The sequence below is a fragment of the Pseudomonas sp. TMW22090 genome, from assembly GCF_022496665.1.
In the GTDB taxonomy this organism is placed as follows: domain Bacteria; phylum Pseudomonadota; class Gammaproteobacteria; order Pseudomonadales; family Pseudomonadaceae; genus Aquipseudomonas; species Aquipseudomonas gregormendelii.
Genome location: NZ_SCFH01000011.1, coordinates 106,492 through 133,377, shown reverse-complemented (window position 1 = coordinate 133,377; position 26,886 = coordinate 106,492). Strand labels below are relative to the sequence as shown.

Here is a 26,886-nt window from a genome sequence, read left to right as displayed (position 1 = left end):
AAGCCCCGTTTGGCAAAATGGCACGAGCGCAACCAGGCGAACAAACGCGCAGGCGGCTGGTCGTAATGTTTAGATCAGGACAGCCCGGCACCCCTGCTGCCCGGTTTTTTTTGCTAATGTGTCGTGCACTTTTTAAAGCGAATGGATTTGGCGACCTAAAGCTCAGCCAGGCAAACGCCAACCGCTTTTAACGCCTTAAAGGGGAAGATTTTGACCACAACCGCAATCGCTGCCGACCTCCAGGCCGCTATCGAAAACTGCGCCCGCGAACCCATCAGGACCCCGGGCAGCATTCAGCCCCAAGGTTTTCTGCTGGTGATCGACGAGGCCAGCATGACGGTGGTGCAGGTCAGCGAGAACGTGACTGACTGGATCGAAATAGCCCCTTCGCAACTGCTGGGTATGCACCTCGATGACCTGGTAAAGAGCGGTTCGGCCTTCGTCGATCAGTTGAGCGACCTGGACGAGGATCAGCTGCAAGCGTTTCATGTCGGCGACACCACGCTGATCCAAGGTGAACGGGCCGGTCAGTTGTTCGCGATGATGCTGCATCGTAACGACGGCGTGCTGATTGCCGAGTTCGAGCCCGCCAGTGATGCCTCCAGCGCCCATGGCCGGTTGTACCCGCTGATTCGTTCGTTCATCAGCCAGATGCGTGAAGACGAAAGCGTGGATGAGTTGTGCCTGCGCTCCGTCGGGTTCATCAAGCGCATCACCGGCTATGGCCGGGTGAACGCGTACCGGTTCGATAAGGAAGGCAATGGCGTGGTCAACGCCGAACTGGCTGACGACGGCTACGACAAATACCTGGGGCTATGCTTTCCGGCTTCCGACATTCCGCAGCAGGCCCGCGAACTTTACTGCGCCAACCGCATTCGCATCATCGCTGACGTCGACTACGCACCCTCGCCGATCATCCCAGCGCACAACCCCGCCACCGGGCAGCCGCTGGACTTGAGCTTTGCCACGCTGCGCAGCGTTTCCCCGGTGCACCTGCATTACATGCGCAACATGGGCACCGGTGCCTCGATGTCGATGTCCATTTCCATTGTCATGAATGGCCAACTGTGGGGGCTGATTTCCTGCCACAACCATGCGCCACGGGATGTGAGCTTCCAGACCCGTACCGCGTGCGAACTGCTGGGCCGGGTGTTGTCGCTGCAGGTCGAGACCAAGGGCGCCCACCTGCGCAGCCAGAAAATGCTCAGCCTGAGAAAGCAGATCGTGCAGATGCTCGGGGCCATGGCCGATCACGACAGCGTGCTCAACGGCCTGAAATCCTTGTCCGACGTATTTCTGGGTTTCGTCGGCGCCAGCGGTGCGGCGGTGGTGTCCGATACCGAGTGCGACCTGTACGGTCTCACTCCACCGCAAAATCAAGTACATGCGCTCGCCACCTGGCTGAACAATCGCCAGGGCTCGGACGTATTTCACAGCGACAATGTCGGCCGTGACATCCCGAACCTGCCTGGCCTCGCCAAATCCATCGGCGGTGTGCTGGCGGTATCGATTTCCGAAGTGCACTCCAACTACATTCTGTGGTTCAAGCCCGAGCAGACCCATGTGGTGCACTGGGCGGGCAAGCCGGAGAAAGTGGTGGATGTCAGCGGCTCACTCTCGCCGCGCCAGAGTTTTGCCAAGTGGCACCAGACAGTAGAGGGTTATTCCACGCCGTGGGACGAAACCGAGATCGAAGGCGTCGCCGAGTTGCGCCTGGCGGTGCTGGGCATCGTCCTGCGCAAGGCGGAAGAGCTGGCGCAGATGGCCACCGAATTGAAGCGCTCCAACAAGGAGCTCGAGGCGTTCTCCTACAGCGTCTCCCATGACCTGCGCGCCCCGCTGCGGCATATCGCCGGTTACGCCGAGCTGCTCACGGACATGGAACAGGCCAACCTGACCGAGCGCGGCCAACGCTTCCTCGGCACCATTGGCGAGTCGGCAAAATTTGCCGGGACACTGGTCGACAACCTGCTGAGTTTCTCGCAGATGGGTCGCTCGGCCATGCGCCTTTCCGAAGTCAACCTCGCCGCGATGATCGAGTCGATCAAGCGGGAAATGGAGCCGGAGTACCAAGGCCGGACGATCGAATGGATCACCGGCGAGCTGCCGATCATCGTGGCCGACCCCGCGTTCCTGCACCTGGCCATGCGCAACCTGGTCGCCAACGCCATCAAGTACACCCGCAATGAAGCAGTCGCCGTGATTGAAATCACGGCGGCCGAGACAGCCGACACCGTGACTGTAAGCATCAGGGATAACGGAGTGGGCTTCGACATGCAGTACGCCGGCAAACTGTTCGGCGTATTCCAGCGCTTGCACCGCATGGATGAGTTCGAGGGCACCGGCATCGGCCTGGCCAACGTCAGGCGGATCGTCGAGCGCCACGGCGGAACCGTCAAGGCCGAGGGTGTCCTCGACCAGGGCGCCACGTTCTCGATCACCCTTCCAAAAAAACACCTGAGCCCAGTCGCTCGATGACACAGAGAAACCGCCATGCTTAAACCGATCCTGCTAGTAGAAGACGATCCCAACGACCTCGAGCTGACACTGGTCGCCCTTGAGCGCAGCCAACTGGCCAACGACGTAGTGGTCGTCAGGGATGGCGCCGAGGCGCTGGACTATCTGTTCCGCCGCAACGCCCACTCCGGTCGTGCCGACGGTAACCCGGCCGTGCTGCTGCTGGACCTGAAGTTGCCGAAAGTCGATGGCCTGCAGGTGCTGGAGGCGATTCGCTCGGCTGAAGAACTGCGCAGCATCCCGGTAGTCATGCTGACGTCCTCCCGGGAAGAGCCGGACCTGTCGCGCGCCTACCAGTTGGGCGTCAACGCCTACGTGGTCAAGCCCGTGGAATTCAAGGAATTCGTGGGCGCCATTTCCGACCTGGGAATTTTCTGGGCGGTGCTGAACGAACCGCCACCGGGCTCTGTCAGAACCGTGCGCCGCTCTAATTCCTGATCATTCGATGAACATGCACAGCTGAACTACATGCCACTGAACACGCTGAAAATCCTCCTGATCGAAGACAGCCCTCACGACGCCGAGTTGATTGTGCTGACCCTGGAGGCAAGTGGCATCGAGGTCGATTCGACCCTGGTTCACAACCATAAAGGGGCCAAACAGGCCCTCGACCAGGGCAGCTACGATGTAGTGCTGTGCGACTACCTGCTGCCGGGGTCTTCCGGCGCAGATGTGCTGCAGATCGCCCAGCAAATCGCCCCACAGACTCCCTTCATCTTTCTCTCCGGCATGTTCGGTGAACACCAGGCCGTGGAGATGATTCGCCTGGGGGCGGTGGATTACGTCCTCAAGCAAAACCTCAAGATGCTGCCCAAGGCCGTGCGCCGTGCCGTTTCGGAAGTGCGCGAGCGCAAGCAGCGGCTGGTGGCCGAAGCCGCCCTGCAGGAGGTCGAGGCCCGAGCGCGGCTGGCGATCGAGGCGGCGGAAATGGGCGTATGGGAGCTTGAACCCAGCACCGGTCGATTGCTCTGGGACGAGCGCTGCAAAGCGCTGTACGAGCTGCCGCCGACTGCGACGATTGACCTGGCTTATCTGCTGGACCGCTGTCACCCCGACGACCGCTTGCTGGTTGAAGGCAAAGTCCAGGAAGCCATGACCGCCCAGGCGGATTACCAGGTCGAGTACCGGGTCATCCTGCAGGGCGGTCGCCAGCGCTGGATTTTTTCCAATGGCCGCTCGGTGTTCGAGAACGGTCAATGCGTGCGTTTCACCGGGGTCATGCAAGACATCAGCGAACGTAAACGCGCGACCGAAGAGCTGGTGGAGCTCAATGAGGCACTCGGGCAGCGTGTCGAGCAGCGCACCCGCGAACGCGACCGCACCTGGGAACTGTCCCGGGAGCTGCTGGCCGTGTTGCGCCTGGACATGACCCCCATTGCCTTCAACCCGGCCTGGAAAGCCGCGCTGGGCTGGTCCCATGAACAGATCAGCCAGATGCGCTTGTGGGAACTGATTCACCCCGAGGACCTCGAGGCGACCGTACGCGAAACTGAAAGCATCGCCCGCGGTAACGTCTCCACCCGCTTCGTCAATCGCATGCGCCACTTGTGCGGCGACTATCGCTGGCTGTCGTGGACCATCGTGCCGGAAAACGGACTGATGTATGCCGCCGTGCGCGACATCACCGAAGAGCGCGCTGTCGTCGACGAACTGGCCGCAGCCAACCAGCGGCTGCGCGACCAGATCCAGGAACGCGAGCGGGTTGAGGCTGCACTGCAACAGATGCAGCGCCTGGAGGTTGTCGGGCAACTCACCGCTGGCGTGGCGCACGACTTCAACAACTTGCTGACGGTGATCCTGACCAGCACCGCTTTTGCCATCCGCGACGTCGAGAAAGGCACGCTGGACAAGACCACCCGCCGCCTGCAAAACGTCATCGAGGCCGGCGAGCGTGGCGCCCGGCTGACTGCACAACTGCTCTCGTTTTCGCGCCGGCAACGCCTGGAACCGGTGGTTCTAAGCCTCAACGACACCATCCGCGGCATGGGCAGCCTGCTGGCGCGAGCACTGGGCGGCAGCATCTGGATCAAGAGCGAACTGTGCCCAGAGCTGTGGCACGCCATGGGCGACCCGACCCAGACGGAAATGATCATCCTCAACCTCGCCATCAATGCCCGGGATGCCATGGCAATGGGTGGCACCCTGTGCTTTTCGACTTTTAACGCCGAAATCACCGAGCCTGCGGTTCGCCCTGAAGACCCGGAGCCAGGCCGCTACGCAGTCCTGTCCATCCAGGACTCGGGCAGCGGCATGAGCGACGACACCTTGCTCAAGGCCTTCGAGCCGTTCTTCACCACCAAGGAAGTCGGCAAGGGCTCAGGCCTTGGCCTGGCGCAGGTGTTCGGTTTTGCCAAGCAGTCCGGCGGCGGCGTGAGAATCGAGACACAACTGGGAGTGGGCACCAAAGTCATGGTGTACCTGCCCTGCGTGGAAAAAACCGCCGCAGCTGCGGTAGAAGCTCCGCCGGAAATGGTGCCTCAGGCTGTGGCCGAGGGTCGCACCGTACTCCTGGTCGACGATGACCCTGCAGTCCGCGCGGTCACCGTGCAGATGCTTGAATCGCTGGGCTACAGCGTTGAAGAGGCACAGGACGGAATACAGGCACTGGAAAAGCTCGGGCCGGGGATCGACGTGGTGGTGACCGACTTCGCGATGCCGGGCATGACCGGCGGCGAGCTGGCGCAACTGATCAGGGAGCGCACCCCCGAAGTGCCCGTGCTGTTCGTCACCGGCTACGCGGACGTGGACGTACTGGGGCTGGAAGCCTCAGCCGTGTTGCAGAAGCCGTTCAGTGAGCACGTGCTGCGGGACAAGCTGCACCATGCGTTGAGCCAGGCCCGAATCGACTGAGGCGTGTCGCCCTTTCGTCGCCCACGCCTCTGAGGATACCGAAATGGTCTGCTCGGACAGCCTCAATGCGCAGAAGTTCAACTAACCTGAGTCCAGGTCCCGCCAAGAGGAGTGGTAACAATGATTCTGCGCATGGTGGTTTCAGACTGGGTTTGCCTCGTGTTTGCGGGCGCCTGTGGCCTGGCATTAATTTCCATGGTGTTCTGGTGGGATCAATGGCTGGCCTTGATTCTCAGTTAACCAAGACTGACGGTCCATCTTCCCGGCCCACTTGCAGGTCGTCATCAATGTCGCCTGTACCTCCCCCGGAACATCCACCAGGCGCAAGGTTGCAGGGGCTCCGTTTCTTACGCTCCCACTCGACATTCCGGCACTAATCAAATGCCCCGTTGAGAATTTCGAAGATGACTCCGGTGGCCAGCGCGACCAATATCAGGTCAGTGCCCGCTTGCTGCCATTCATATCCATCGTAATGCGGCAGTCTGCCGACCAATCGACCATCGAGTTTTTTCGCAATGCCGGGTGGCAGGGGTTTGCCCCTGGCGAGGTTCTTTTGAATACCGGGTGGTAAAGCCGGGCCGGGGCTCCAGTAGCCCCGATTGCCACCCAAAATACCGAGCACGCTACCGCGATCAATGCTTGGGCCATTACTCCAATCACCCCCGGTATTTTTACCTTTGTCCCCATGCCCTTGCTGGTTCCCATGGACCTGGCCGTTTGGCGAATGTCCTTGCGCCTTTCCCTGACCTTTCCCATTACCAGGGTCGGCCCACGTAGTCGCCGGGCCGCAGACCAGTGCAAAACAGGTTAAAGCGGCAATCAATGAGCGAGATTTGGACATGAGTTGCTCCTTCAAAGGTGCGGGATGTTCCATGAACTTAGACGTTTTGAGGATGTGGTTGCCTCGCCGCCTGATCGCCAGTCGCCCGCTCCAGAGGGCGGTGACCGCAGCGCCAGCTATGCCAGCTATGCCAGCTGTTCAAGATGACAGATTCATTCACCCAGTTGAATCAAGTTGAGGGGATGAAAATCGCAGATTCGGTAAACTGGGCCACCTATCGCGGGCCTTAAGATTATTCTGACCCTGTTGGGTCTTGGTCAAAAAGCCCTTTAAGCAGACAAACTGCCGAAAGCTGCTTTTCTATTTCGTCAGCGCTCAGTGACCGTTCGCAGTATTCCCGACTAAGAAAAACAATGGCGTCATTACCGTCAGGGTTGTCGGAATACCCGGGGTGATTTGATATCTCTGCCAGCAACGCTTGCGAGACTGGAGCGACATGAAAGTGGACGTTGAAACCCGGTGAGAACCCTAGCTTGTAGAACACTACTTTGTAGGGTGCGTACGCTTTGGTCAGTAGAAGCTCGACCGCTTTCATTACCGAACCTAAAGACGCCAGGGCTGCATGACTCAAACCGCCGAGCCCTGATGCCGTCTCCTCTGATGAAATAATCAAATAGCCGTCGTAACGGGCATCTCTTCGATGAGTCACGGCCCAGTGGGGATTCTTGAAAACGCTTAGCTCGTCCATGTAGCTCCCGCCCTCTCGTCAGGTGCAGTCGGGTCGACTGGTCGCACCGCATCTTTTCAGCCCGTTGCCTGCGGTCGGTTCAAGGCCGTGTGCGCTACCATCGGCAACCCACACTCTGAACTGGCGTTCTGAGGTGGGATTTGCAAGAGTTTTGCAAATCCCAGGCAACAAAAAAAGGCCCACCTTTCGGTGAGCCTTTCTAGACCGCCCAGCAGAGCGGATTTTGTTTGGTAGGCGCGATTGGACTCGAACCAACGACCCCCACCATGTCAAGGTGGTGCTCTAACCAACTGAGCTACGTGCCTGCTGTGAGGCGGCATTCTACGGAATTCCGGAGGGGTGTCAACACCTTTTTTCGCGCTAACCCTATGAATATGCAAAATATTTAATTTGCCTGCTGTGAGGAAGATTTTCCGGTGGCTGGCGAGGGTTTTTCAACTCGGGTAGGATCGGGGGACTCGTAAAATATATTAAACAGAGGCAGCAGGATGGCGAACACTCCTTATCCAGAGTCCTATTACGCCGCATCGGCCAATGCGGCTCCGCCGCGCCCGGCTTTGCAGGAGGAAGTAGAGACTGATGTCTGTGTGATCGGCGCCGGGTATACCGGCTTGTCCTCTGCCCTGTTCCTGCTGGAGAACGGTTTTAAGGTCACGGTGCTGGAGGCGGCCAAGGTTGGTTTTGGTGCTTCCGGGCGCAACGGTGGGCAGATCGTTAACAGTTACAGCCGCGATATCGATGTGATCGAACGCACCGTCGGGCCCAAGCAGGCTCAACTGCTGGGGCAGATGGCGTTCGAGGGCGGACGGATCATTCGCGAGCGGGTGGCCAAATATAATATCCAGTGCGACCTCAAGGACGGCGGCGTGTTCGCTGCCATCACGGCCAAGCAGATGGGCCATCTGGAGGCGCAGAAGCGTTTGTGGGAGCGCTTTGGCCATACGCAGCTGGAGCTGATGGATCAGGCGCGTATTCGTCAGGTGGTGGCTTGCGATCAGTATGTCGGCGGCATGCTCGACATGAGCGGCGGGCACATTCATCCGTTGAACCTGGCCTTGGGTGAAGCCGCTGCGGTGGAGTCTCTGGGCGGGACTATTTATGAGCAATCGCCGGCGGTGCGGATCGAGCGCGGCGCCAGCCCGGTTGTGCACACGCCGCAGGGCAAGGTCAGGGCCAAGTTCATTATCGTCGCCGGCAATGCCTATCTGGGCAACCTGGTGCCGGAACTGGCGGCCAAGTCGATGCCTTGCGGGACTCAGGTCATTACCACTGCGCCATTGGGCGATGCGCTGGCCAGCACTTTGTTGCCGCAGGACTACTGCGTGGAAGACTGTAATTACCTGCTCGATTACTACCGCCTGACCGCCGACAAGCGCCTGGTTTTCGGCGGTGGCGTGGTGTACGGGGCGCGGGATCCGGCGAACATCGAGGCGATCATTCGGCCGAAGATGCTCAAGGCGTTTCCCCAGCTCAAGGATGTGAAGATCGATTACGCCTGGACCGGGAATTTCCTGCTGACCTTGTCGCGATTGCCACAGGTGGGGCGACTTGGGGACAACATCTACTACTCCCAGGGCTGCAGCGGCCATGGGGTGACGTATACGCATCTGGCGGGCAAGGTGCTGGCCGAGGCGTTGCGCGGCCAGGCTGAGCGTTTTGATGCGTTTGCCGACCTGCCCCATTATCCGTTTCCGGGTGGGCAGCTGTTGCGCACGCCGTTTGCGGCGCTGGGGGCCTGGTATTATGGGCTGCGGGACAAATTCGGGTACTGACTGACGCGAGCAAGCCCGCTCCCACTGGTGTGGTCCCACAGGGCGTTTAGAGTTGATCCCGGGCGATGCCGCTGCGGATTCGCAGGATGTCGGCGAGTACCGCCAGGGCGATTTCTGCGGGGGTTTTGCTGCCGAGGTTGAGGCCGATGGGCGCGTGGATCCGTGCCAGTTCGGCTTCGCCCAGCCCACCAATGCGGCGCAAGCGTTCGAAGCGCTTCTGCGAGGTTTGCACCGAGCCCATGACGCCAATGTAGAACGCGTCCGTACGCACCGCTTCCATCATCGCCAGGTCATCGATGCGCGGGTCGTGGGTTAATGCAACGACTGCCGTATCGCTATGGCAGCCTCCGTCGGCGATGAAGACCGAAGGCAGCTGCCGGCGGATCTCGACGTTGTTCAGTACCACGCCTTCGAGCACTTCATCCCGGGGGTCGCAGAGGATGACTTCGAACCCAAGGCCCACCGCAAACTCCGCACAGGCCTGGGCGACGCTGGAGTAACCCGCCAGCAACAAGCGCTGGGCAGCGCCGATGCGCACACGAACCCGATCGACTTCGCGCTCGATACGCGCGCCCTGCTCCCGGTCCACGAACACGTCACGGGCACCGCTGGCCAGATCGATTTCGCGGATCAGGCGCCGCTGGCCCAGCAACGCCGATTCCAGCTCCCGCAGATGCGCCTGAACCTCGCACGTCGGCTCAAGCGTCTCCACCAGCACGTCAAGAATCCCGCCACACGGCAGGCTGATGCGCGAGCGCGGGTCATCTCCTTCGCCGTACCGAACCACGCACACGGCTTGCGCGAATGCGCCTTCGGCGACGCGCTCGAGAAAGTCTTCCTCTACGCAACCTCCCGACAGCGAACCTATCCACTGCCCGCCGCCGTTCACCGCCAGCAGCGAGCCCGGCGCGCGAGGCGCCGAGCCGTAGGTGGCGAGCACCGTACACAGCCAGACCTGCTGGCCGGCCGTTGACCATTGCAGCGCGCGCCGTACCACTTGCAGATCCAGATGCTGCATATCAATGCACCTTGTGTTCGGTTGGAGGGGCGTCCGCTTGTAGCTTCTGCACGTCGCCGATTGTCAGTTCACCCGGCTGACCACCCCACCCTTGACGCAGGTAATTGAGCAGGTCGGTCAACTGGCCAGGGCTGAGTTTGTCGGCAAAGCCCGGCATCGGTTGCATGCGTTCGAAGCCGACAAACTGCTGCTCGCCGATGCCGTCCTCGATCACCCGTAGCAGGTTGCGCGCATCGGTCAGGCGCAGCGTGGTGTTACCACGCATGGCCACTGCGATGTGCGGCTTGCCCTCGCCCTCTACCGCATGACAACCGGCGCAGACGTTGAGGTATTCCTGGCGACCGCGCCGGGCGCTGGCACTCAACTGTTCCAGGGGCACTTCGCTCAGCACTTTCGCCGCTGGCGGTTGATCGCCAAGCAGGTAGGTGGCCATCGCTGCCAGATCCGGATCAGTGAGGCCCTGGGTGCTGTTGTGGAACACCGGGAACATCTCGTTGAACATGGTGCCCTGGGCGCTCATGCCGTGCTTGAGGAACGAACTCAGGTCCTGGTGATTCCAGCCACGGCTGGCCAGGTCGTCGGCCAGCAGGCTGGGTGCCAGGTAGCCATTGAGGACGCCACCGGTCATGCGCTTGTCCTGCTGCATCGCACCGGGCAAACCGCGCGGGGTATGGCATTCGCCGCAATGGCCGAGCACGTCGACCATATACTGGCCGCGCTTGAACGCCTCGCTCTTGCCCTCGGTGGGCGACAGCTTGACGTCTTTACCGTACAGCATGTTCCAGCCCGTCAGGCCCAGACGCACGTTGAACGGAAAACTCAGGCTGGTCACCGGCGCCGCGCGCTCGATCGGCTCGACGGTTTTCAGGTAAGCGTGAATGGCGTCGGAGTCGGCCCGGGGCATCAGGTGATAGGAGGTGTACGGCATCGCCGGGTACAGGTTAGCCCCGTCGCGACGCTTGCCTTCGGTGAGCGCAGCGAAGAATTCCTCATCGCTGTATTGACCGATGCCGTGCTCCTTGCTCGGGGTGATGTTGGTGCCGTAGATGGTGCCGAATGGCGAAACGATCGGCAGGCCACCGGCGTATGGAGCGCCACCCGGAGCGGTGTGGCAGGCCATGCAGTCGGCAGCGCGGGCGAGGTATTCGCCGCGCTTGACCTGCTCGTCGGCGTGCGCCATCACGACCGGCGCAGCCAGGCCGACCGCCAATGCCAGGCGGGAAAATAGATGCTTCATGTTAGCCCTCCTTGACCAGGCCGAGATCGGTCAGCACATTGCGCGTGGCGCTGTAATACCGCACGTAGCCGGTGCAGCGGCAGACGTGATGACCGAGGCTGTCCTCGATGACCTGTTCCAGCTGGCTCTTGACGATCGGCTGGCGCTGCAGCTTTTCTACCAGCACGGTCGCGGCATTGACGAAACCTGGCGCGCAGTAGCTGCACTGGAACGCGAACTCATCGACGAAGCGCTGCTGGATCGGGTTGAGCTCAGTGACTTTGCCCTGCTCATCGCGAGTGGCATGGCCTTCGATGGTCCGTACTTTCTTGCCTTCGAAATAGTGCGCCCCGGTGATACAGGTGCGCACTTCCTCGCTGGTGCCGTCGGGGTTGTCGACGATCACCACGCAGGCATGGCAGATGCCCTGGCCGCAGCCCAGGCGGGAACCGGTGAGGTTCTTGTATTCGTGCAGGTAATCGATCATCGGCAGGTCATCAGGGATGTCCACCGGGCCGACGGTTTGACCGTTGAGGGTCAGTTGAAGCGGACGGTTAGCCATTGAGGGCCTCCTTGATGCGGGCAGAAGTGATAGGCAGGTCGCGAACACGCTTGCCGATGGCGTGGGCCACGGCGTTACCGATGGCACCCACGACCGGGATCATCACCACTTCGGCGATGCCTTTGGAGGGGTCGCTCGGGGACAGCGGCGGCAGGATTTCCGCCGTCTGCTTCCAGACCGCGACGTGGCGCGCCATGGGCAGGCGATAGCGGTTGAAGTTCCAGTCACCCTCCCCCGGTCCGCCTTCGTACAGCGGCATTTCTTCCAGCAGCGCATGGCCGATGCCCATGGCGATGCCACCTTCGAGCTGGCCCCTGACCAGTTCTTCCACCAGTACCCGACCGCACTCGACCCACGAGTGGTGGTTGAGCACCTGCACTTCGGCCGAGCCCTTGTTCACTTTCAACTCAACCAGGGTTGCCACCGGGCTGTAGTAAGTCACTGCGGCGTTGTTCAATTGGGTGTCCGGGTAGTGCACGTTCTGCCGATCGAGCAGATGGAAACCGGCGCTGTTCATCTGCGCCTTCTTCGCGCTCGGGGCGCCGTCGCCGTACTTCACCGCCAGGCTGTCGAGCGGCAGGCGCTCGCGCACGCCATCGATGCTGAACTCGGCCTCGGCCCAGCTCCAGCGGTTAAAACCGTGCACGGTGGCGCCGGTGACCAGGCCTTTTTCGTGAGCGTGTCTGGCCAGCTGTTCGAAGCTCAGCGGCTGCATGCCGTTGGCGGTGAGTTTGCCGTCGACCCAGTGCGCGTCTTCGCGGCGCACCACGTAGGGGTTGGCCTGGCCGCCATAAGGTCCCTGGCGCCAGATCTGCAGCGCCGCCGGCCACAGGCCGTGGTTGAACAGCACGCGTGCCGCTTCGCGGGTGGCGTGGCTGAAGTAGTAGGCCGAGTTGGTGGCCGACGAGGCCGAGGCCAGCTTGCCGACCCAGCGCGGGTTGCGCAGCAAGGTGTCCTGCTCGGCCTGGCTCATGATGTACGGGTTGCCGCCGGTGATCAGTTGCAGCTCTTGCCATTCAGTCTCGCCGGTCTTCACTTCGTGAGCCGGGCTGCCGAGGAAATCGGCCACGACCATGGCTTGGGAGGTGGACATGCCGGTGCCGATTTCAATCCCGATATGGCGCAGGTGAATGCGCCCTTCGGCGTTGAATTCGATGCTCGCCATCGGCGCTTCGGAACCGGTGCCGAAGTCCTTCTGGCAAATGGCGAAGCCGACGCCGTACCAGTGGTCCGGGTCCTGGGCTTCGCGTTGCTGCTTGAGCTTGTCGCGGTTTTTCCAGACCTCGTGCACAGCCGCTTTGTCGAGAATCTCGTGCAGGCGCAAGGCACCCGCCGGCACCGCACCCTGGGTATTTTTCATGCCCGAAACCATGGCGTTTTTCTTGCGCAGGTCGATGGCGTCGATGCCCAGGCGACCGGCAATTTCGTCAACCATCATCTCGGTCGAAGCCATGCTCTGGAGGGTGCCGTAGCCGCGCATCGAGCCGGCTTCCACAGCGCGGGAATGGTAGGCCGTGACCTGCAGATCGTTCTGCGGCATGTAGTAGATCGACTGCGCCGCCGTGGCGCCAACCGCCGCTACCGACGGGCTGTAGTTGACGCGTCCGCCGCCGTCGACGCTCATTTCGGCGCGGAAAATCTTGAAGCTGTGATCGGTCTTGTCCACCGCCAGTTGATAGCGGATATCGAACGGGTGGCGCTTGATGCCGCTCTGGAACTGCTCGTAGCGGTCGTTGGCCAGGCGCACCGGCACACCGGCCCCGTACAGGGCGGCCAGGGCTGCGTAATAAACAAAGATATTGTGGTCTTTGGAACCGTAACCCACGGTGTAGCCCGGGTGCATGTTGAGGTTGGCCAGGCCGAAACGCGACGGCGCGATCATCTTCGCGGTCTCGGTGGCGGTCTCCAGCGGGCACTGGGTGGCGACCACGAAATGCAGGGTCTTGGTCGCAGGGTCGTACCAGCCGTTGCCGTTGTCCGGTTCCATGGCTGCAGGCTCGATGGACGGCGTCTTGTAGCGCTCGTCGAACACCAGCCAGTTGTCCGGCGGGGTGTCGATCTGCTGCTTCATGCGATCGGCATAGAACAGCCCGCGCTCGGTCAGGTTGCCGTGCAGGTTGGGCTGCGAATCCCAGACCGGACGGCGGTTGCGCAGCATCGGGAACAGGATCGAATCCTTGAGGCTGGCGAATTCGTCTTCGTCCGCCGAAGTCGCACCACCGACCCGCACGTAGCGGAAGCTGCCGTAGGGATCACCCTCGTAGAACGGCACCTGGGCACCGTAGCGGATGGCCTTGTCGTTGAACTTGAGTTTGGCCTTGGCCTGGCGGAAGCGCTCGAAGTCATTCCAGATCAGGATCGCCACCGGATGACCGATGAACATCGGCACCTTGCCGACCGGTAGCAGCGGGTCAGGGGCATGCTCTTCCGGGAAGACGATGCCGTCTTTCTCCAGGTCTTCTGCGGTGACGATACGGTCCGGCTGCAAGTCGGCACCGAGCCACGCCAGGTCATAACCGGCGTAGAGGCGGTCGGCCTTGGTGATTTTCAGCAGCATGGCGTGGCCTTGCTGTTCGGGCCAGCCCGGCATGTCCTTGGCGCGGATGTCGCGAGCAAAAACCTTGCTGCCGCACACCTTGGACAGGGCATCGTTACGCGAGCGCGCCTTGCCGTTGTTACCGAGCCATTGCTCGGACGGCACGGTCACGCTGTTCTCCATCAAGGCGGCCAGGGCCTGGGAGCTGAGCGGCGTAAGCGTCACGCTCACCCCCGCCACCAGCCCGCCCTGTAGGAACGAGCGCCGGGATATATCACGGTTGGACATGGATCATCCTCTGAGCGGTTATGGGCCCGCCCTTCTGGTTATGTTCTGGGAATCTCGAGTCTTGCAGGAACCCTTTTAGGACGAGCAAAGGGCTGTGTTGACAGTGCAAAGCTGACCGAAAGGTTAACTTTAAAGGTTTATGCGCTCGGGGCAAACAACCAGTTACAAAAAACTGACCGGATGATCAAAAATTTTTGGTTTTTTTGGGGGGGGCGCTGGGCAGTGAGCGCGATGGCGCCAAGCCAGTCAGATGTCTATCGGATGCACCATCGCCTTCGCGGGCAAGCCCGGCTCCCACAGGGATTTTCAGTGAACACATAAGGGGAGTTCACAACCAATTACTATGGGAGTAAGCCTGCTGGCGATGGCTTGAGGTCAGCCTGCCGATGACACCTGAACCGGGGTCATCGCAGGCAAGGCGCGCGAGCGACCCTAGAAATCCACTGTCGCCGAAAGCAGGTAAGTGCGTGGCGTAGACAGTGTCAAGCCAGGCTCGCTGTCATCCGAGGCGCCTGCGGAGCTCCAGTAGCGTTTGTCCGCGACGTTCTCGACGTTGCCGCGCAGGGTGATGGTCTTGTCGTCGACCTTGAACGCGTAGCGGGCGCCCACGTCGAAGCGTTCCCAGGAGTCGATTTCCTTGTTGTTGGACTGGTCCAGGTACTGCGAGCTGGAGTAGATGCCACGCGTGGTCAGGGTCAGGCCCTGGACGGTGGGCACGTCCCACTCGGCGCCGAGGTTGACGTTGTATTTGGGCGTTGCGGGTGCGCGGTTGCCGTCGAAAGTGCCGTTGGTGGTGTGGGTCAATTCGCTGTCGATGTACATCACCCCACCGAGCAGGCGAAAGCCATCCAGAGGTTCGCCGAACACACTCAGCTCCACACCTGTGTTCTCGCGTTTGCCGTTCGGGCCGAAGACCCTTGTGGTCGCGTTGGTTTCATATGCCGGCTGCTTGATGCGGAAGACCGCCGCCGTGACCGCGAATGGGCCGGCGTCGTATTTGGCGCCGACCTCGACCTGGCGGCTGACGAAAGGCGGGAAGATTTCATCTTCGTTGACCGAGGTCGACGGGGCGATCTTGCCTTGGCTCAGGCCCTCCATGTAGTTGGCGTACAGCGACAACTTGTCAGTGGCCTTGAACAGGATACCGCCCGACGGCGAAACTTTTTCTTCGTCATAGGCAGTGGCGCCCTTGATGTTGTCGGACCAGTCATCGACCTTCACCCGCTGCCACCGGGCGCCAAGGGTCAGCAGCAAGCGGTCCTCGAAGAACCCCAGGGTGTCGGACAAGGCCACACCGCTGAAGCGGTTCTCGGTGTAGACCTTGGCATCCTGGCGGGTTGGCCTGGCCGGGGTGGGGGTTTGCACCGGATCGTAAAGATTGCTGGGCGCGGCAGCATAACGGGCGCCGCCGTTTTCGAAATCCATGTAGAAGTAGCTGGCCGCGAGATTGACCTCGTGGCTGACCGGGCCGGTTTTAAACCAGTTACGCACTCCGGCCGTGGCCGTGCGCACATTCTCGTCGCGGGTGAAGTCGCGGGGTTGAACGCTGAAGTCGCCAGCATCGTTGGTGACCGAGACCGCATGCCGGAGGAAGTCATGATTACTTTTGCGCGCGCCGACGCCGCCATACAGCATGACCGAATCGTTGACGTCGAACTCACCATTGACGGTGCCGAACGTGTCTTCGGTGCGCGCCTTGCTCCAGGCCTGCGCGTAGTTGTGGCGGACATCGCCGGCATGCGGGACCTGGGCATTGACGCCCACCTGCACCCGTTCCTGGGGCGCGTCGGTATTGCGCTCGGTGTGGCCGATGTCTGTCGAGAGCCGCAGGCGCTCGCCGCGAAAGTCCAGGCCGAGTACGGCCATCTCACGGTCGACGCTCTGGTGATCCCACTCGGTGTCACCGGACTGTTTCACGCCGTTGAAGCGCAAGCCGAACTTGTCGTCTTCACCAAAGCGTCGACCGACGTCCACGGCGCCGCCGAGCTGGTTGTTGGAGGCGTAGCTGCCGGTGAATGAAGTGATCGGCTTGTCGGTGGCACGCTTGGGTACCACGTTGATTCCGCCACCCACGCTGCCCCGCGGCGAGATGCCGTTGATGAGCTGGCTGGGGCCCTTGAGGATGTCCACGCGATCAGCCATTTCCATGTCGATGGTGTAAGTCGGCAATACGCCATAGAGGCCGTTGTAGGCGACGTCACTGTTGAACAGGCTCAGCCCGCGAATGGTGAATTGCTCGTAACGCCCGCCGGCAGGGTTGGTGGCGCGAACCGATGGGTCGTTGGCGATCAGGTCACCCAAGGTCCGGGCTTGCTGGTTCTCGATCACCTCGCTGGTGTAGGTGGTCATGCTGAATGGCGTTTCCATGAAGTCTTTCGAGCCGAGCAAGCCTTGGGAGCCGCGACGCGCAACCTGGCCGCCGGCGAACACCTCGCTGCCCTCCCCGCCGGTGGCGCCGAGAATCGAGGTGGGGGCCAGCTGCAAGCTGCTGTTTTCCGGGGCCGGGGTGAGAATGTACGCTTGCTCACCTACCGCCTGCAGTTGCAGACCGGAACCCTGCAGCAACCGGGCAAAGCCCTCCTCGACGGCGAACTCACCGGACAGCCCGCCACTGCTGCGGCCGCTGACCAGTGCCGGGTCCACCGACAGATTGACCCCGGACAGACCGGCAAACCGGGTCAATGCATCGCTCAGGCTACCGGCCGGCACCTGATAGGTGCGCCGGTTACCGTCCTCGGCCCAGGTTGGGGAGATCAACCATGGACTGGCACTCAGGCCCAGCAGCAGGCTGAGGTGCAACAACGGTCGCAGGCGCGGGGAAGAAGCGTTAGGCATTTGAATAGGCTCTCTTGATCGTTCACATGCCTTCAATGACAGGCGAGTCGAAAAAAGGGGCCAGGGTTTACACACTATTTTTGCGCGGCAGCAACGTGACCCAATAGCGAGTCCGGGAATGCACCTCCAGGGGCAGACTGGCGGCGAGCAGCGCGAGCACCCGGTCAGTGTCGTCCAGACGGAAGCTGCCGGTAACTCGCAGGGCTTCCAGCTCCGGCTCCCAGCGCAGGACACCTGGTCGATAGGTGCTCAGTTCGCGCAGGAAGTCCCCCAGCGGCTGGTCTTTCGCCATCAGCACGCCCTCGCGCCAACCCGGCGCCAGGGTGTCGAATGCGCTGATGGATCCGGCACCGGCAGCCTGCAGGCTGACCTGCTGGCCCGCGCGCAAGGCCAGGCCCGCCCCATGCAAAGGCTGTAACTGGACGGCGCCGTTGTAGACCGAAACCCGACAGCCGCGTGCGTCCTGGCGAACGCAGACTTCACTGCGGCTGACGATGACATTGCCAAAACGGGTCTGGATGGTCAGCGGCGAATCACCTGGCACTGTCAGGGACATTTCGCCCTCGATCAGCTTGACGCGGCGTGCCTGCAGGTCCACATCGACCGCGCTGGCCGTGTTGAGCTGCAGCGCGCTGCCGTCGGCAAGCCGGATCTGTTGGCGCTCGCCGGTGGCGGTGTGCAAATCGGCGCGCCAGGCATCCAGCGGCAGTTGCCGACTGATCAGCCACGCCGCCGGCACCAGGGCCACCGCGCCCAGGGCGCGCTTGAGCACTTTGCGCCTCGCCGCATCCGGACGATCCAGGCTGCTCAGCGCCAGCCCCGATGGCAGGTCGGCAAAACGCTGGCGCAGCGCCTGGGCTTTCTGCCAGGCCTGCTCGTGGGTGGCGCAGGTATCACGCCAGCGCTGCAAGTTCGCCCGGTCCTGCTCGTTGGCACCGCCGGATTCCAGCAGCGCAAGCCATTGCGCGGCGGCGCGAACGGCCTGGCGCGAATCGGACGCCTGAGTGTTCACAGGTCCACCAGCAGGCAATGCTCATAAGCCTGAGCCATGTAACGCTTGATGGTACGTTCGGACACTTGCAGGCGTTCCGCGATTTGCCCGTAGGTCAGGCCTTCGAGCTGGCTCCACAAAAACGCCCGGCGCACCGCCCGCGGCAAGCCGTCGAGCAGCTCATCCAGCGCTTGCAGGGTTTCCAGCAGCAGCCAGCGTTGCTCGGGGGATGGCGCACAGTCCTCTGGCATCGCCGCCAACGCGGCGAGATAGGCCTGTTCCAGGCTGCGGCGCTGATAGAAGTTGCTTAGCAGGCGTTTGCCCACAGTCAGCAAATAGGCACGGGGCTCTTGCAGGTCGGCGATACGCTGCGAACTGGCAAGCACCCGCAGGAAAGTGTCCTGGCTCAGATCAGCCGCATCACAGCCGTTGCCCAAGCGCCTCCCCAACCAGGTTTCAAGCCAGCCACGGTGATCGCGGTACAGGTCGTGAAGGGTTGGCTCCTTCGGCACCACTGCATCACTCATCTAGAAGCCCTGTGCCAGGAGTTATCGTAAATGAGAGTGATTCTAATTAATGTCAGTGCCGGGAAGGAAGCTCTTTATGCATTGAGCGCGCATAAAGACCGTCCTGTAGGAGCTCGCTCCTGCAGGACGGGGGATAGCGGTTCAGGAAAGAGGCAAATCGCAGACACAAAAAACCCCGGTCTTTCGACCAGGGTTTTTGCTATCGACTCGAAGTCACCAATGGCTTCTTCGTAGCTCCAAGGCGTTCAGTGGGCCTTGTAGCAGATATGGCGCAGCGGACGGGACTCGAACCCGCGACCCCCGGCGTGACAGGCCGGTATTCTAACCGACTGAACTACCGCTGCGTATCGCTTTGGACTTGCGTCCTAACTCGTCTGATCAAAAGCTCCGAGATTTTTCAATCTCTCTTTTGATCTCGAATCAGGTCAGACCTGACTCGGAAAATATGGCGCAGCGGACGGGACTCGAACCCGCGACCCCCGGCGTGACAGGCCGGTATTCTAACCGACTGAACTACCGCTGCGCGTCGGTGGAGGCTTTTAAGGCTTCCATCTTGCTTTCGCAAGACTCTCGGAAGTGGTGGGTGATGACGGGATCGAACCGCCGACATTCTGCTTGTAAGGCAGACGCTCTCCCAGCTGAGCTAATCACCCGTTTGCATCTCCGAGGCCGCGAAATTTACGCAGGTAGCGAACCTAAGTCAATAGCAGGATTGAAGTTTTTCTGAAAAAGACAAAATCGTGTCAGTGGCGAATGGTTCTGCCGCCAGACCGCTTTCGCGAGCAAGCCCGCTCCCACAGCGGATTGTGAGTGAACACAGGCTATGGGTCCCACACAAAGCCACTGCGGGAGCGGGCTTGCTCGCCAAAGCTGCAGAGCATCCAGCATCAATACGGCTGCCGGTCACTCGCTGTAAATCATCTTCTTGGTCATGCCGCCGTCCACCACAAACTCCTGCCCCGTGACAAAGCCGGCGTTCCTCGACAGCAACCAGGCCACCATTGCCGCGACATCCTCCACCGTCCCTACCCTGCCCGCCGGATGCTGGGCATGGTCGGCGTCGGACAACGGCTCGGCGCGGCGGGCTGAAGGGTCGCGTGCATCGATCCAGCCCGGGCTGACGGCATTGACCCGAATCTCCGGCCCCAGGCTGATGGCCAGCGCATGAGTCAGGGCCAACAAGCCGCCCTTGCTCGCCGCGTAGGCTTCACTGTCGGGTTCCGACTGGCTGGCGCGGGTCGAGGCCAGGTTGACGATCGCGCCGCTGTGAGCACGCAGGTACGGCGCGCAGTGCTTGGCCAGCAACATAGGGCCACTGAGATTGACCGCCAGCACCCGATTCCAGTAGGCCAGATCGAGGCTTTCGAGGGTAATGTTGTGCGGCTCGGCTACTGCCGCGTTGCACACGAGCGCATCGAGCCGCCCGAACTGCCCCAGCACCTCGGCCACCCCCAGCGCCACCTGCCCCTCGTTCGAGACGTCCATGGCGATGAACCAGGCGTTATCACCCAGCACCTTCGCCACTTTCGAACCACGGACCCGATCCAGGTCGGTCAGCACGACTTGCCAGCCTTCGCTGATCAACCAGGCAGAAATGCCCAGGCCGATGCCGCGCGCAGCACCCGTGACCAGCGCGACGCGGCCATTGGTGCCCGTGCCGGGCGCAGACAACTCGATCACAGCGCAGCCAGGCCGCGCGCCAGATCGGCTTGCAGGTCCGCCACGTCTTCCAGGCCCACCGCGACGCGGATCAGGCTGTCGCGGATCCCGGCGGCTTCACGCTCCTGCGGCGCGAGGCGGCCGTGGGAAGTGGTGCTTGGGTGGGTAATGGTGGTCTTGCTGTCCCCCAGGTTGGCGGTGATCGAGATCAGGCGAGTCGCATCGATAAAGCGCCACGCGCCCTCTTTGCCACCCTTGACCTCAAAACTCACCACCGCGCCAAAGCCCTTCTGCTGGCGCAAGGCCAACTCATGCTGTGGATGGCTCTTGAGACCGGCGTAATGGACTTTCTCGATACCGTCCTGCTGCTCCAGCCATTCGGCCAGTTGCTGGGCGTTGGCGCAATGCGCCTTCATGCGCAGGCCGAGGGTTTCCAGGCCCTTGAGGAAAATCCAGGCGTTGAACGGGCTCAGGGTTGGCCCGGCGGTGCGCAGGAAGCCGACGACTTCTTTCATGTGCTCGCCACGACCGGCAACCACGCCGCCCATGCAACGCCCCTGGCCATCGATGAACTTGGTCGCCGAGTGCACGACGATGTCCGCGCCCATCTTCAGCGGCTGCTGCAACGCAGGGGTGCAGAAACAGTTGTCCACGACCAGCATCGCGCCCTTGGCATGGGCGATTTTCGCCAGTTCGGCGATGTCCACCAGCTCTGCCAGCGGGTTGGACGGCGACTCGACGAACAGTAATTTGGTATTGGCCTTGATGGCCGCATCCCAGCCGGACAGGTCCGCCAGGGGCACGTAATCGACTTCTACGCCGAAACGCTTGAAGTATTTTTCAAACAGGCTGATGGTCGAGCCGAAAACGCTGCGCGACACCAGCACATGATCACCGGCGCTGCACAGGCTCATGACCACGGCCATGATCGCCGCCATGCCGGTGGCAGTGGCCACGGCTTGCTCGGCGCCTTCAAGCGCGGCAATGCGCTCTTCGAACGCACGCACGGTCGGGTTGGTGTAGCGCGAGTAAACGTTGCCCGGCACTTCCCCGGCAAAACGCGCCGCGGCATCGGCAGCGGTGCGGAATACGTAGCTGGAAGTGAAGAACATCGGATCACCGTGTTCGCCTTCCGGCGTGCGGTGCTGGCCGGCGCGTACGGCCAGGGTATCGAACGCTACGCCTTCAAGGTCGCTGTCCAGCCGACCGGCATCCCAATCCTGACTCATGCTGTCACTCCTTGCCTTACTCGGTAATGGATACTAAACCGGCCTGTGGGAGCAAGGCTCGCCAGCAATGGCGTCTTTGCAGACGCCATCGCCGGCAAGCCTTGCCCCACAGGCCGGCCAGTTACTCAGTTGTTGTACAGATCAATGATCGCGCTGACTGCCTGGGTCTTGACCTTGGAGGCATCGTTGCGTGCCTGCTCGATCTTGTTCAGGTAAGCCTCGTCGACATCACCTGTGACGTACTGGCCGTCGAACACCGCGCAATCGAACTTGTCGATCTTGATCTTGCCGCCACCGACCGCTTCGATCAAGTCAGGCAGGTCCTGGTAGATCAGCCAGTCAGCGCCGATCAGGTCAGCCACGTCCTGGGTCGAACGGTTGTGGGCGATCAGTTCGTGCGCGCTCGGCATGTCGATGCCATACACGTTCGGGTAACGAACGGCCGGTGCCGCGGAGCAGAAGTAGACGTTCTTGGCGCCGGCTTCACGAGCCATCTGGATGATCTGCTTGCAGGTCGTGCCGCGAACGATCGAGTCGTCTACCAGCATGACGTTCTTGCCGCGGAATTCCAGTTCGATGGCGTTAAGCTTCTGGCGTACGGATTTTTTCCGCGCTGCCTGGCCCGGCATGATGAAGGTCCGGCCGATGTAGCGGTTCTTCACGAAGCCTTCGCGGAATTTCACGCCCAGGTGGTTCGCCAGTTCCAGGGCCGCGGTCCGGCTGGTGTCCGGAATCGGGATGACCACGTCGATGTCGTGATCCGGACGCTCGCGCAGGATCTTCTCGGCGAGCTTCTCGCCCATGCGCAGGCGGGCCTTGTAGACCGAGACACCGTCGATGATCGAGTCCGGACGCGCCAGGTAGACGTGTTCGAAGATGCACGGGGTCAGGGACGGATTGTTTGCGCACTGGCGGGTGTGCAGCTTGCCGTCTTCAGTGATGTAGACCGCTTCGCCGGGTGCCAGGTCGCGAATCAGGGTGAAACCGAGCACATCCAGGGACACGCTTTCGGAGGCGATCATGTATTCGACGCCCTCGTCGGTGTGACGCTGGCCGAAGACGATCGGACGGATACCGTGCGGGTCACGGAAACCGACGATGCCGTAGCCGGTCACCATCGCCACGACCGCATAGCCACCGACGCAACGGTTGTGCACGTCTGTGACAGCGGCGAACACGTCTTCTTCGGTTGGCTGCAACTTGCCGCGCTGGGCCAGTTCGTGAGCGAACACGTTGAGCAGCACTTCCGAATCGGAATTGGTATTGACGTGGCGCAGGTCAGATTCGTAAATCTCCTTGGCCAGTTGTTCAACGTTGGTCAGGTTACCGTTGTGCGCCAAGGTAATGCCATAAGGCGAGTTGACGTAGAACGGTTGAGCTTCGGCCGAAGTCGAGCTGCCAGCGGTCGGGTAACGGACATGGCCGATACCCATGTGACCGACCAGACGCTGCATGTGACGCTGATGGAACACGTCACGCACCAGGCCATTGTCCTTGCGCAGGAATAACCGGCCATCATGGCTGGTCACGATACCGGCAGCGTCCTGGCCGCGGTGCTGGAGGACGGTTAGCGCGTCATACAGCGCCTGATTGACGTTCGACTTACCGACGATACCGACGATGCCACACATGCGACGCAACCCCTACTTAATGGATCTGAACTGAGCAACACTCACTGCGGCGTTTTGGCCGTCGGCAAGAGTTGCTCCTTGAACGGTATCTCAGCGGGTACGCTGATACCGCTGGCAAGCCACTGACTGCTCCACCCGAGAATCAGGTTCTTGGACCAGTCTGCGACCAATAGAAACTTTGGTACGAGCTGTGATTCTTTCCACCACCCGTCCTGCTGTACCGGCCCCAGGCTCAACAGCCCGACCGCCACGACCACCAGCAACACGCCACGCGCAGCGCCGAAGGCCATGCCGAGGAATCGATCGGTCCCGGATAACCCGGTGACACGTACCAACTCGCCGATAAGATAATTGATCATTGCGCCTACTATCAAAGTGGCGACAAACATGATGGCACAGCCCGCGATCACGCGAGCCGATGGCGTTTCGATGTATCCGGCGAGGTACTCGGACAATGAACCACCGAACATCCAGGCGACGACTCCTGCGATGATCCAGGTCACCAGCGATAATGCTTCCTTGACGAAGCCGCGGCTAAGACTGATCAATGCGGAGATGGCGACAATTGCAACGATCGCCCAATCAACCCAGGTAAATGGCACAGTGCAGCCTACAGACGGATAAGGCGGCGCATTTTAGCAGAGCGCATGCCTGTCGGTAAGCTGCGATTAGCAGTGCATTTCAATCGCAGCGATAGTTTTTATCCGCGCTCGGGCTGGAAACGCACCACAAACCCCTTGAGGTTCTGCTGGCGGCTCAACAAATCGCGCAAACGGTCGGCCTCGGCGCGCTCGATCAGCGGCCCGACAAATACCCGATTCTTGCCATCAGCGGTGCGAATGTAGGCGTTGTAGCCCTGGGCTCGCAGGGATTTCTGCAGGCTTTCGGCACTGGCACGGTTCGACAGGCTGGCCAGTTGCACCGACCAGCTGACCGACAGGCCATTGGCATCGACGCGGCTTTGGCTGGTGTCCGGCTTGCCGGGCGTCGCCGTGATTGGCTGGGCCGGTGGCGTGCTTGGCTTGGCGGCCAATGCCGGGACGGGTGCCGGGGCTGGCGCGACCGGCTTGGCTGCCGAGGCCGGCGCAGGGGCGACAGGCACCGCGGGGGCGATTGGCGTCGACGGCGCTTGCTGCTCGGCGATTTCTTCGTCGCTCGGCACCGGCTCCTGCGGCAGCACCTGAGGCTCAGGTACGACCACCGGCTCGATCTGCACCTGGGGCACCGAAGGCGCTTGCGGGGCAGCAGGCGCCTCGACAGTCACCTGGCGCTGCTCATCCTGACGGGAAAACAGCATCGGCAGGAAAATCACTGCCAGCGCGACCAGCACCAGGGCGCCGACCATGCGTTGTTTGTAAGCCTTATCCAGCAATGCCATTTGCCGCTTCCTCCGTGGAGCGCCGGGCCAACCACTCAAGGGCCTCGGCGACACAATAAAATGATCCGAACAACAGAATTTCGTCGTCGCTCGTCGCTCGTGCGCACTGCCCTTCCAGGGCGGCGGCCACGCTGGCATAGGACGTTACTGAAGCGCCAAGGTTCTGCAGCACCTCTTCTAAATCAGCCACCGGGCGCGCCCGGGGCGAATCCAGCGGTGCAACCGCCCAATGCTCGACACTGGCATTCAACTGGCCAACGACACCGTCCAGATCCTTGTCCGCGAGCAAGCCGAACACTGCCAGACGCTTGCCGACTGGCGGACGACTGGACAGACGGCGAGCCAGGTATTCGGCCGCATGAGGATTATGCCCCACGTCGAGCAACAGGTGCAGACGTTTGCCCTGCCAGTCGAACTCGCGACGGTCGAGGCGCCCCACCACGCGAGTCGCCTTCAAGGCTTCAATGATCTTTGCCTCTACCCAAGGCAGCCCCAGCAGTAGATAAGCCTGCAAGGCCAGCGCGGCGTTCTCCATTGGCAGGTCCAGCAGGGGCAGGTCCCGCAGTTCGACTACCCGACCCTGGCTGTCAAGACCGCGCCATTGCCAGTGGTGATCGGTGACACCCAGGTCGAAGTCACGCCCACGCAGGAAAAACGGGCAGGCCAGCTCGCGGGCTTTGTCCAGCAGAGGTTGCGGAGGATTCAGATCGCCACAGAGCGCGGGGGCGCCCTGGCGGAAGATGCCGGCTTTTTCGTAGGCCACGGACTCGCGGGTATCACCCAGGTAATCGGCGTGGTCGACGCCGATGCTGGTGACCAGCGCCATGTCCGCGTCCACCACGTTGACCGTATCCAGGCGCCCGCCCAGGCCGACCTCGAGCACTACGGCATCCAGCCCCGACTGCTGGAACAGCCAGAACGCCGCCAGGGTGCCCATTTCGAAATAAGTCAGGGAGGTATCGCCACGGCCTGCCTCGACTGCCGCGAAGGCCTGGCACAGCTCGGCGTCAGTCGCTTCGACGCCGTTGACCTGCACCCGCTCGTTGTAACGCAGCAGGTGCGGAGAATTGTAGACACCGACTTTGAGGCCCTGCGCGCGCAGCAATGAAGCCACGAATGCACAGGTAGACCCCTTGCCGTTGGTGCCGGTGACCGTGATCACCCGAGGCGCCGGCTTGCCCAGTCCCATGCGGGACGCTACCTGTTGCGAGCGCTCCAGCCCCATGTCGATGGCCGAAGGGTGCAACTGTTCCAGGTAGGCGAGCCACTCGCCAAGGGTACGTTGGGTCATATGTTGGCAGGCACCGGCGGAACCACGATTGGCTCGATTGGCGCGGCGACGAACTTCGGCGTCGGCAGGCCCATCATCTGTGCCAGCAGGTTGCCCAGGCGTGGACGCAGTTCCTGACGGTGAATGATCATGTCGATCGCACCGTGTTCCAGCAGGAATTCGCTGCGCTGGAAGCCTTCCGGCAGTTTTTCGCGCACGGTCTGCTCGATCACGCGCGGGCCGGCGAAGCCGATCAGGGCCTTTGGCTCACCGACAATCACGTCGCCCAGCATCGCCAGGCTGGCGGAAACACCACCGTACACCGGGTCGGTCAGTACGGAGATGAACGGAATGCCTTCTTCACGCAGACGCGCCAGTACCGCGGAGGTCTTGGCCATTTGCATCAGGGAAATCAGGGCTTCCTGCATCCGCGCGCCGCCGGAAGCGGCAAAGCAGATCATCGGGCATTTGTTTTCCAGGGCGTAGTTGGCGGCGCGAACGAAGCGCTCGCCCACGATGGCACCCATGGAACCGCCCATGAAGGAGAATTCGAACGCCGAAACCACCACTGGCATGCCCAGCAGGGTGCCACTCATGGACACCAGCGCATCTTTCTCGCCGGTGGCTTTCTGGGCCGCGACCAGGCGGTCCTTGTACTTCTTGCCGTCGCGGAACTTGAGACGGTCCACTGGCTCCAGGTCAGCGCCCAGTTCGGCACGGCCTTCGGCGTCGAGGAAGATGTCGATGCGCGCACGTGCGCCGATACGCATGTGGTGATTGCACTTTGGGCAAACATCCAGGGTCTTTTCCAGCTCCGGACGGTAAAGCACCGCCTCGCAAGATGGGCATTTGTGCCACAGACCTTCAGGCACCGAGCTCTTCTTGACCTCGGAACGCATGATCGAAGGGATCAGTTTGTCTACCAACCAGTTGCTCATGCTTTCTTTCTCCAGTACCGGCGGCTCGAACGCTCTGGTTCGCAGCCCCGCGTATGCCCTTGAGCTAAATTCATATGTGCGGCGATGATCCATGGATGGCCGGATCAGCGAATCGTGACCTGCGTACCACCCAAAAACCC

General features: G+C 61.6%; 20 protein-coding genes and 4 tRNA genes. 4 read left to right on the top strand and 20 right to left on the bottom strand.

All coding sequences use genetic code 11. From position 1 onward, the window contains the following. The first annotated feature begins 210 nt into the window (after window positions 1-210). The 3 genes from EQV97_RS25875 to EQV97_RS25865 are packed head-to-tail and all read left to right on the top strand — an operon-like array spanning window position 211 to window position 5,367. Entirely contained in the window at window positions 211-2,478 is a 2,268-nt protein-coding gene (locus EQV97_RS25875) for an ATP-binding protein (RefSeq protein ID WP_240890313.1), read from the top strand. A gap of 15 nt (window positions 2,479-2,493) precedes the next feature. Then, on the top strand, window positions 2,494-2,955 hold the full coding sequence (locus EQV97_RS25870) for a response regulator (RefSeq protein WP_122838290.1): 462 nt from the start codon (window positions 2,494-2,496) through the stop codon (window positions 2,953-2,955). Window positions 2,956-2,985: 30 nt separating this feature from the next. Then, the gene (locus tag EQV97_RS25865) at window positions 2,986-5,367 is read left to right on the top strand and encodes a response regulator (RefSeq protein WP_240890312.1); all 2,382 of its coding nucleotides are present in this window, start codon (window positions 2,986-2,988) and stop codon (window positions 5,365-5,367) included. A gap of 373 nt (window positions 5,368-5,740) precedes the next feature. Here the strand turns inward: EQV97_RS25865 and EQV97_RS25860 are convergent, their stop codons facing one another. The 3 genes from EQV97_RS25860 to EQV97_RS25850 all read right to left on the bottom strand — a co-directional run bounded on the left by EQV97_RS25860 (window position 5,741) and on the right by EQV97_RS25850 (window position 7,201). Continuing rightward, on the bottom strand, window positions 5,741-6,208 hold the full coding sequence (locus EQV97_RS25860) for an anti-virulence regulator CigR family protein (RefSeq protein WP_240890311.1): 468 nt from the start codon (window positions 6,206-6,208) through the stop codon (window positions 5,741-5,743). 232 nt (window positions 6,209-6,440) lie between these two features. After that, window positions 6,441-6,896, bottom strand: a complete 456-nt coding sequence (locus EQV97_RS25855) for a hypothetical protein (protein ID WP_240890310.1) — start codon at window positions 6,894-6,896, stop codon at window positions 6,441-6,443. A 228-nt stretch (window positions 6,897-7,124) separates the two neighbouring features. Next, a tRNA-Val gene (locus tag EQV97_RS25850) sits at window positions 7,125-7,201 on the bottom strand. 183 nt (window positions 7,202-7,384) lie between these two features. On the opposite strand from EQV97_RS25850, the gene EQV97_RS25845 reads away from it, so the two are divergent. After that, the gene (locus tag EQV97_RS25845) at window positions 7,385-8,668 is read left to right on the top strand and encodes an FAD-binding oxidoreductase (RefSeq protein ID WP_122838225.1); all 1,284 of its coding nucleotides are present in this window, start codon (window positions 7,385-7,387) and stop codon (window positions 8,666-8,668) included. A gap of 46 nt (window positions 8,669-8,714) precedes the next feature. On the opposite strand, the gene EQV97_RS25840 is transcribed toward EQV97_RS25845, so the two are convergent. The 17 genes from EQV97_RS25840 to accD form a co-directional block, all read right to left on the bottom strand. Beyond that, window positions 8,715-9,686 carry an XdhC family protein gene (locus EQV97_RS25840; RefSeq protein WP_122838224.1) on the bottom strand — a complete coding sequence of 324 codons (972 nt, stop codon included), beginning with the start codon at window positions 9,684-9,686 and terminating at the stop codon, window positions 8,715-8,717. Window position 9,687: 1 nt separating this feature from the next. Further along, window positions 9,688-10,923, bottom strand: a complete 1,236-nt coding sequence (locus tag EQV97_RS25835) for a cytochrome c (RefSeq protein ID WP_240890309.1) — start codon at window positions 10,921-10,923, stop codon at window positions 9,688-9,690. A 1-nt stretch (window position 10,924) separates the two neighbouring features. Then, window positions 10,925-11,464, bottom strand: a complete 540-nt coding sequence (locus EQV97_RS25830) for a (2Fe-2S)-binding protein (RefSeq protein WP_045057932.1) — start codon at window positions 11,462-11,464, stop codon at window positions 10,925-10,927. Further along, window positions 11,457-14,288: a xanthine dehydrogenase family protein molybdopterin-binding subunit gene (locus EQV97_RS25825; protein ID WP_240890308.1), complete on the bottom strand. Its 2,832-nt coding sequence runs from the start codon at window positions 14,286-14,288 to the stop codon at window positions 11,457-11,459. Before EQV97_RS25825 ends, EQV97_RS25830 begins: the two co-directional genes overlap by 8 nt. A 432-nt stretch (window positions 14,289-14,720) precedes the next feature. Continuing rightward, complete coding sequence (locus EQV97_RS25820; RefSeq protein ID WP_122838221.1) at window positions 14,721-17,123, bottom strand: TonB-dependent receptor; 2,403 nt, start codon at window positions 17,121-17,123, stop codon at window positions 14,721-14,723. A gap of 67 nt (window positions 17,124-17,190) precedes the next feature. Next, entirely contained in the window at window positions 17,191-18,135 is a 945-nt protein-coding gene (locus EQV97_RS25815) for a FecR domain-containing protein (RefSeq protein ID WP_122838220.1), read from the bottom strand. Beyond that, window positions 18,132-18,641 carry a sigma-70 family RNA polymerase sigma factor gene (locus EQV97_RS25810; RefSeq protein WP_122838219.1) on the bottom strand — a complete coding sequence of 170 codons (510 nt, stop codon included), beginning with the start codon at window positions 18,639-18,641 and terminating at the stop codon, window positions 18,132-18,134. The genes EQV97_RS25815 and EQV97_RS25810 overlap by 4 nt, the downstream gene beginning before the upstream one ends. 267 nt (window positions 18,642-18,908) lie before the next feature. Then, window positions 18,909-18,985, bottom strand: a tRNA-Asp gene (locus tag EQV97_RS25805). 102 nt (window positions 18,986-19,087) lie between these two features. Continuing rightward, a tRNA-Asp gene (locus EQV97_RS25800) sits at window positions 19,088-19,164 on the bottom strand. A gap of 54 nt (window positions 19,165-19,218) precedes the next feature. Further along, a tRNA-Val gene (locus tag EQV97_RS25795) sits at window positions 19,219-19,294 on the bottom strand. Between the two features lie 250 nt (window positions 19,295-19,544). Then, window positions 19,545-20,321 (bottom strand): SDR family oxidoreductase, encoded by a 777-nt coding sequence (locus tag EQV97_RS25790; protein WP_122838218.1) that lies wholly within the window; start codon window positions 20,319-20,321, stop codon window positions 19,545-19,547. Then, a complete protein-coding gene (locus tag EQV97_RS25785; RefSeq protein WP_122838217.1) occupies window positions 20,318-21,529 on the bottom strand; it encodes an O-succinylhomoserine sulfhydrylase in 1,212 nt (403 codons plus the stop codon). The genes EQV97_RS25790 and EQV97_RS25785 overlap by 4 nt, the downstream gene beginning before the upstream one ends. A gap of 125 nt (window positions 21,530-21,654) precedes the next feature. Then, window positions 21,655-23,160, bottom strand: coding sequence for an amidophosphoribosyltransferase (purF, locus tag EQV97_RS25780; protein ID WP_045057939.1), 1,506 nt, complete (start codon window positions 23,158-23,160; stop codon window positions 21,655-21,657). 41 nt (window positions 23,161-23,201) lie between these two features. Further along, window positions 23,202-23,762: a CvpA family protein gene (locus tag EQV97_RS25775; RefSeq protein ID WP_045057940.1), complete on the bottom strand. Its 561-nt coding sequence runs from the start codon at window positions 23,760-23,762 to the stop codon at window positions 23,202-23,204. A gap of 98 nt (window positions 23,763-23,860) precedes the next feature. Continuing rightward, the gene (locus tag EQV97_RS25770) at window positions 23,861-24,538 is read right to left on the bottom strand and encodes an SPOR domain-containing protein (RefSeq protein ID WP_122838215.1); all 678 of its coding nucleotides are present in this window, start codon (window positions 24,536-24,538) and stop codon (window positions 23,861-23,863) included. Continuing rightward, the gene (gene folC / locus EQV97_RS25765) at window positions 24,522-25,829 is read right to left on the bottom strand and encodes a bifunctional tetrahydrofolate synthase/dihydrofolate synthase (RefSeq protein ID WP_122838214.1); all 1,308 of its coding nucleotides are present in this window, start codon (window positions 25,827-25,829) and stop codon (window positions 24,522-24,524) included. Before folC ends, EQV97_RS25770 begins: the two co-directional genes overlap by 17 nt. Next, a complete protein-coding gene (accD, locus tag EQV97_RS25760; RefSeq protein WP_045057943.1) occupies window positions 25,826-26,746 on the bottom strand; it encodes an acetyl-CoA carboxylase, carboxyltransferase subunit beta in 921 nt (306 codons plus the stop codon). Before accD ends, folC begins: the two co-directional genes overlap by 4 nt. Between the last annotated feature and the right edge of the window lie 140 nt (window positions 26,747-26,886).

Excerpts from the sequence above, each read along its gene's own strand:
- EQV97_RS25870 (WP_122838290.1), top strand. The coding sequence starts at position 2,494 with ATGCTTAAACCGATCCTGCTAGTAGAAGACGATCCCAACGACCTCGAG.
- EQV97_RS25865 (WP_240890312.1), top strand. The coding sequence starts at position 2,986 with ATGCCACTGAACACGCTGAAAATCCTCCTGATCGAAGACAGCCCTCAC.
- EQV97_RS25860 (WP_240890311.1), bottom strand. The coding sequence starts at position 6,208 with ATGTCCAAATCTCGCTCATTGATTGCCGCTTTAACCTGTTTTGCACTG.
- EQV97_RS25855 (WP_240890310.1), bottom strand. The coding sequence starts at position 6,896 with ATGGACGAGCTAAGCGTTTTCAAGAATCCCCACTGGGCCGTGACTCAT.
- EQV97_RS25845 (WP_122838225.1), top strand. The coding sequence starts at position 7,385 with ATGGCGAACACTCCTTATCCAGAGTCCTATTACGCCGCATCGGCCAAT.
- EQV97_RS25840 (WP_122838224.1), bottom strand. The coding sequence starts at position 9,686 with ATGCAGCATCTGGATCTGCAAGTGGTACGGCGCGCGCTGCAATGGTCA.
- EQV97_RS25835 (WP_240890309.1), bottom strand. The coding sequence starts at position 10,923 with ATGAAGCATCTATTTTCCCGCCTGGCATTGGCGGTCGGCCTGGCTGCG.
- EQV97_RS25830 (WP_045057932.1), bottom strand. The coding sequence starts at position 11,464 with ATGGCTAACCGTCCGCTTCAACTGACCCTCAACGGTCAAACCGTCGGC.
- EQV97_RS25825 (WP_240890308.1), bottom strand. The coding sequence starts at position 14,288 with ATGTCCAACCGTGATATATCCCGGCGCTCGTTCCTACAGGGCGGGCTG.
- EQV97_RS25820 (WP_122838221.1), bottom strand. The coding sequence starts at position 17,123 with ATGCCTAACGCTTCTTCCCCGCGCCTGCGACCGTTGTTGCACCTCAGC.
- EQV97_RS25810 (WP_122838219.1), bottom strand. The coding sequence starts at position 18,641 with ATGAGTGATGCAGTGGTGCCGAAGGAGCCAACCCTTCACGACCTGTAC.
- EQV97_RS25785 (WP_122838217.1), bottom strand. The coding sequence starts at position 21,529 with ATGAGTCAGGATTGGGATGCCGGTCGGCTGGACAGCGACCTTGAAGGC.
- purF (WP_045057939.1), bottom strand. The coding sequence starts at position 23,160 with ATGTGTGGCATCGTCGGTATCGTCGGTAAGTCGAACGTCAATCAGGCG.
- EQV97_RS25770 (WP_122838215.1), bottom strand. The coding sequence starts at position 24,538 with ATGGCATTGCTGGATAAGGCTTACAAACAACGCATGGTCGGCGCCCTG.
- folC (WP_122838214.1), bottom strand. The coding sequence starts at position 25,829 with ATGACCCAACGTACCCTTGGCGAGTGGCTCGCCTACCTGGAACAGTTG.
- accD (WP_045057943.1), bottom strand. The coding sequence starts at position 26,746 with ATGAGCAACTGGTTGGTAGACAAACTGATCCCTTCGATCATGCGTTCC.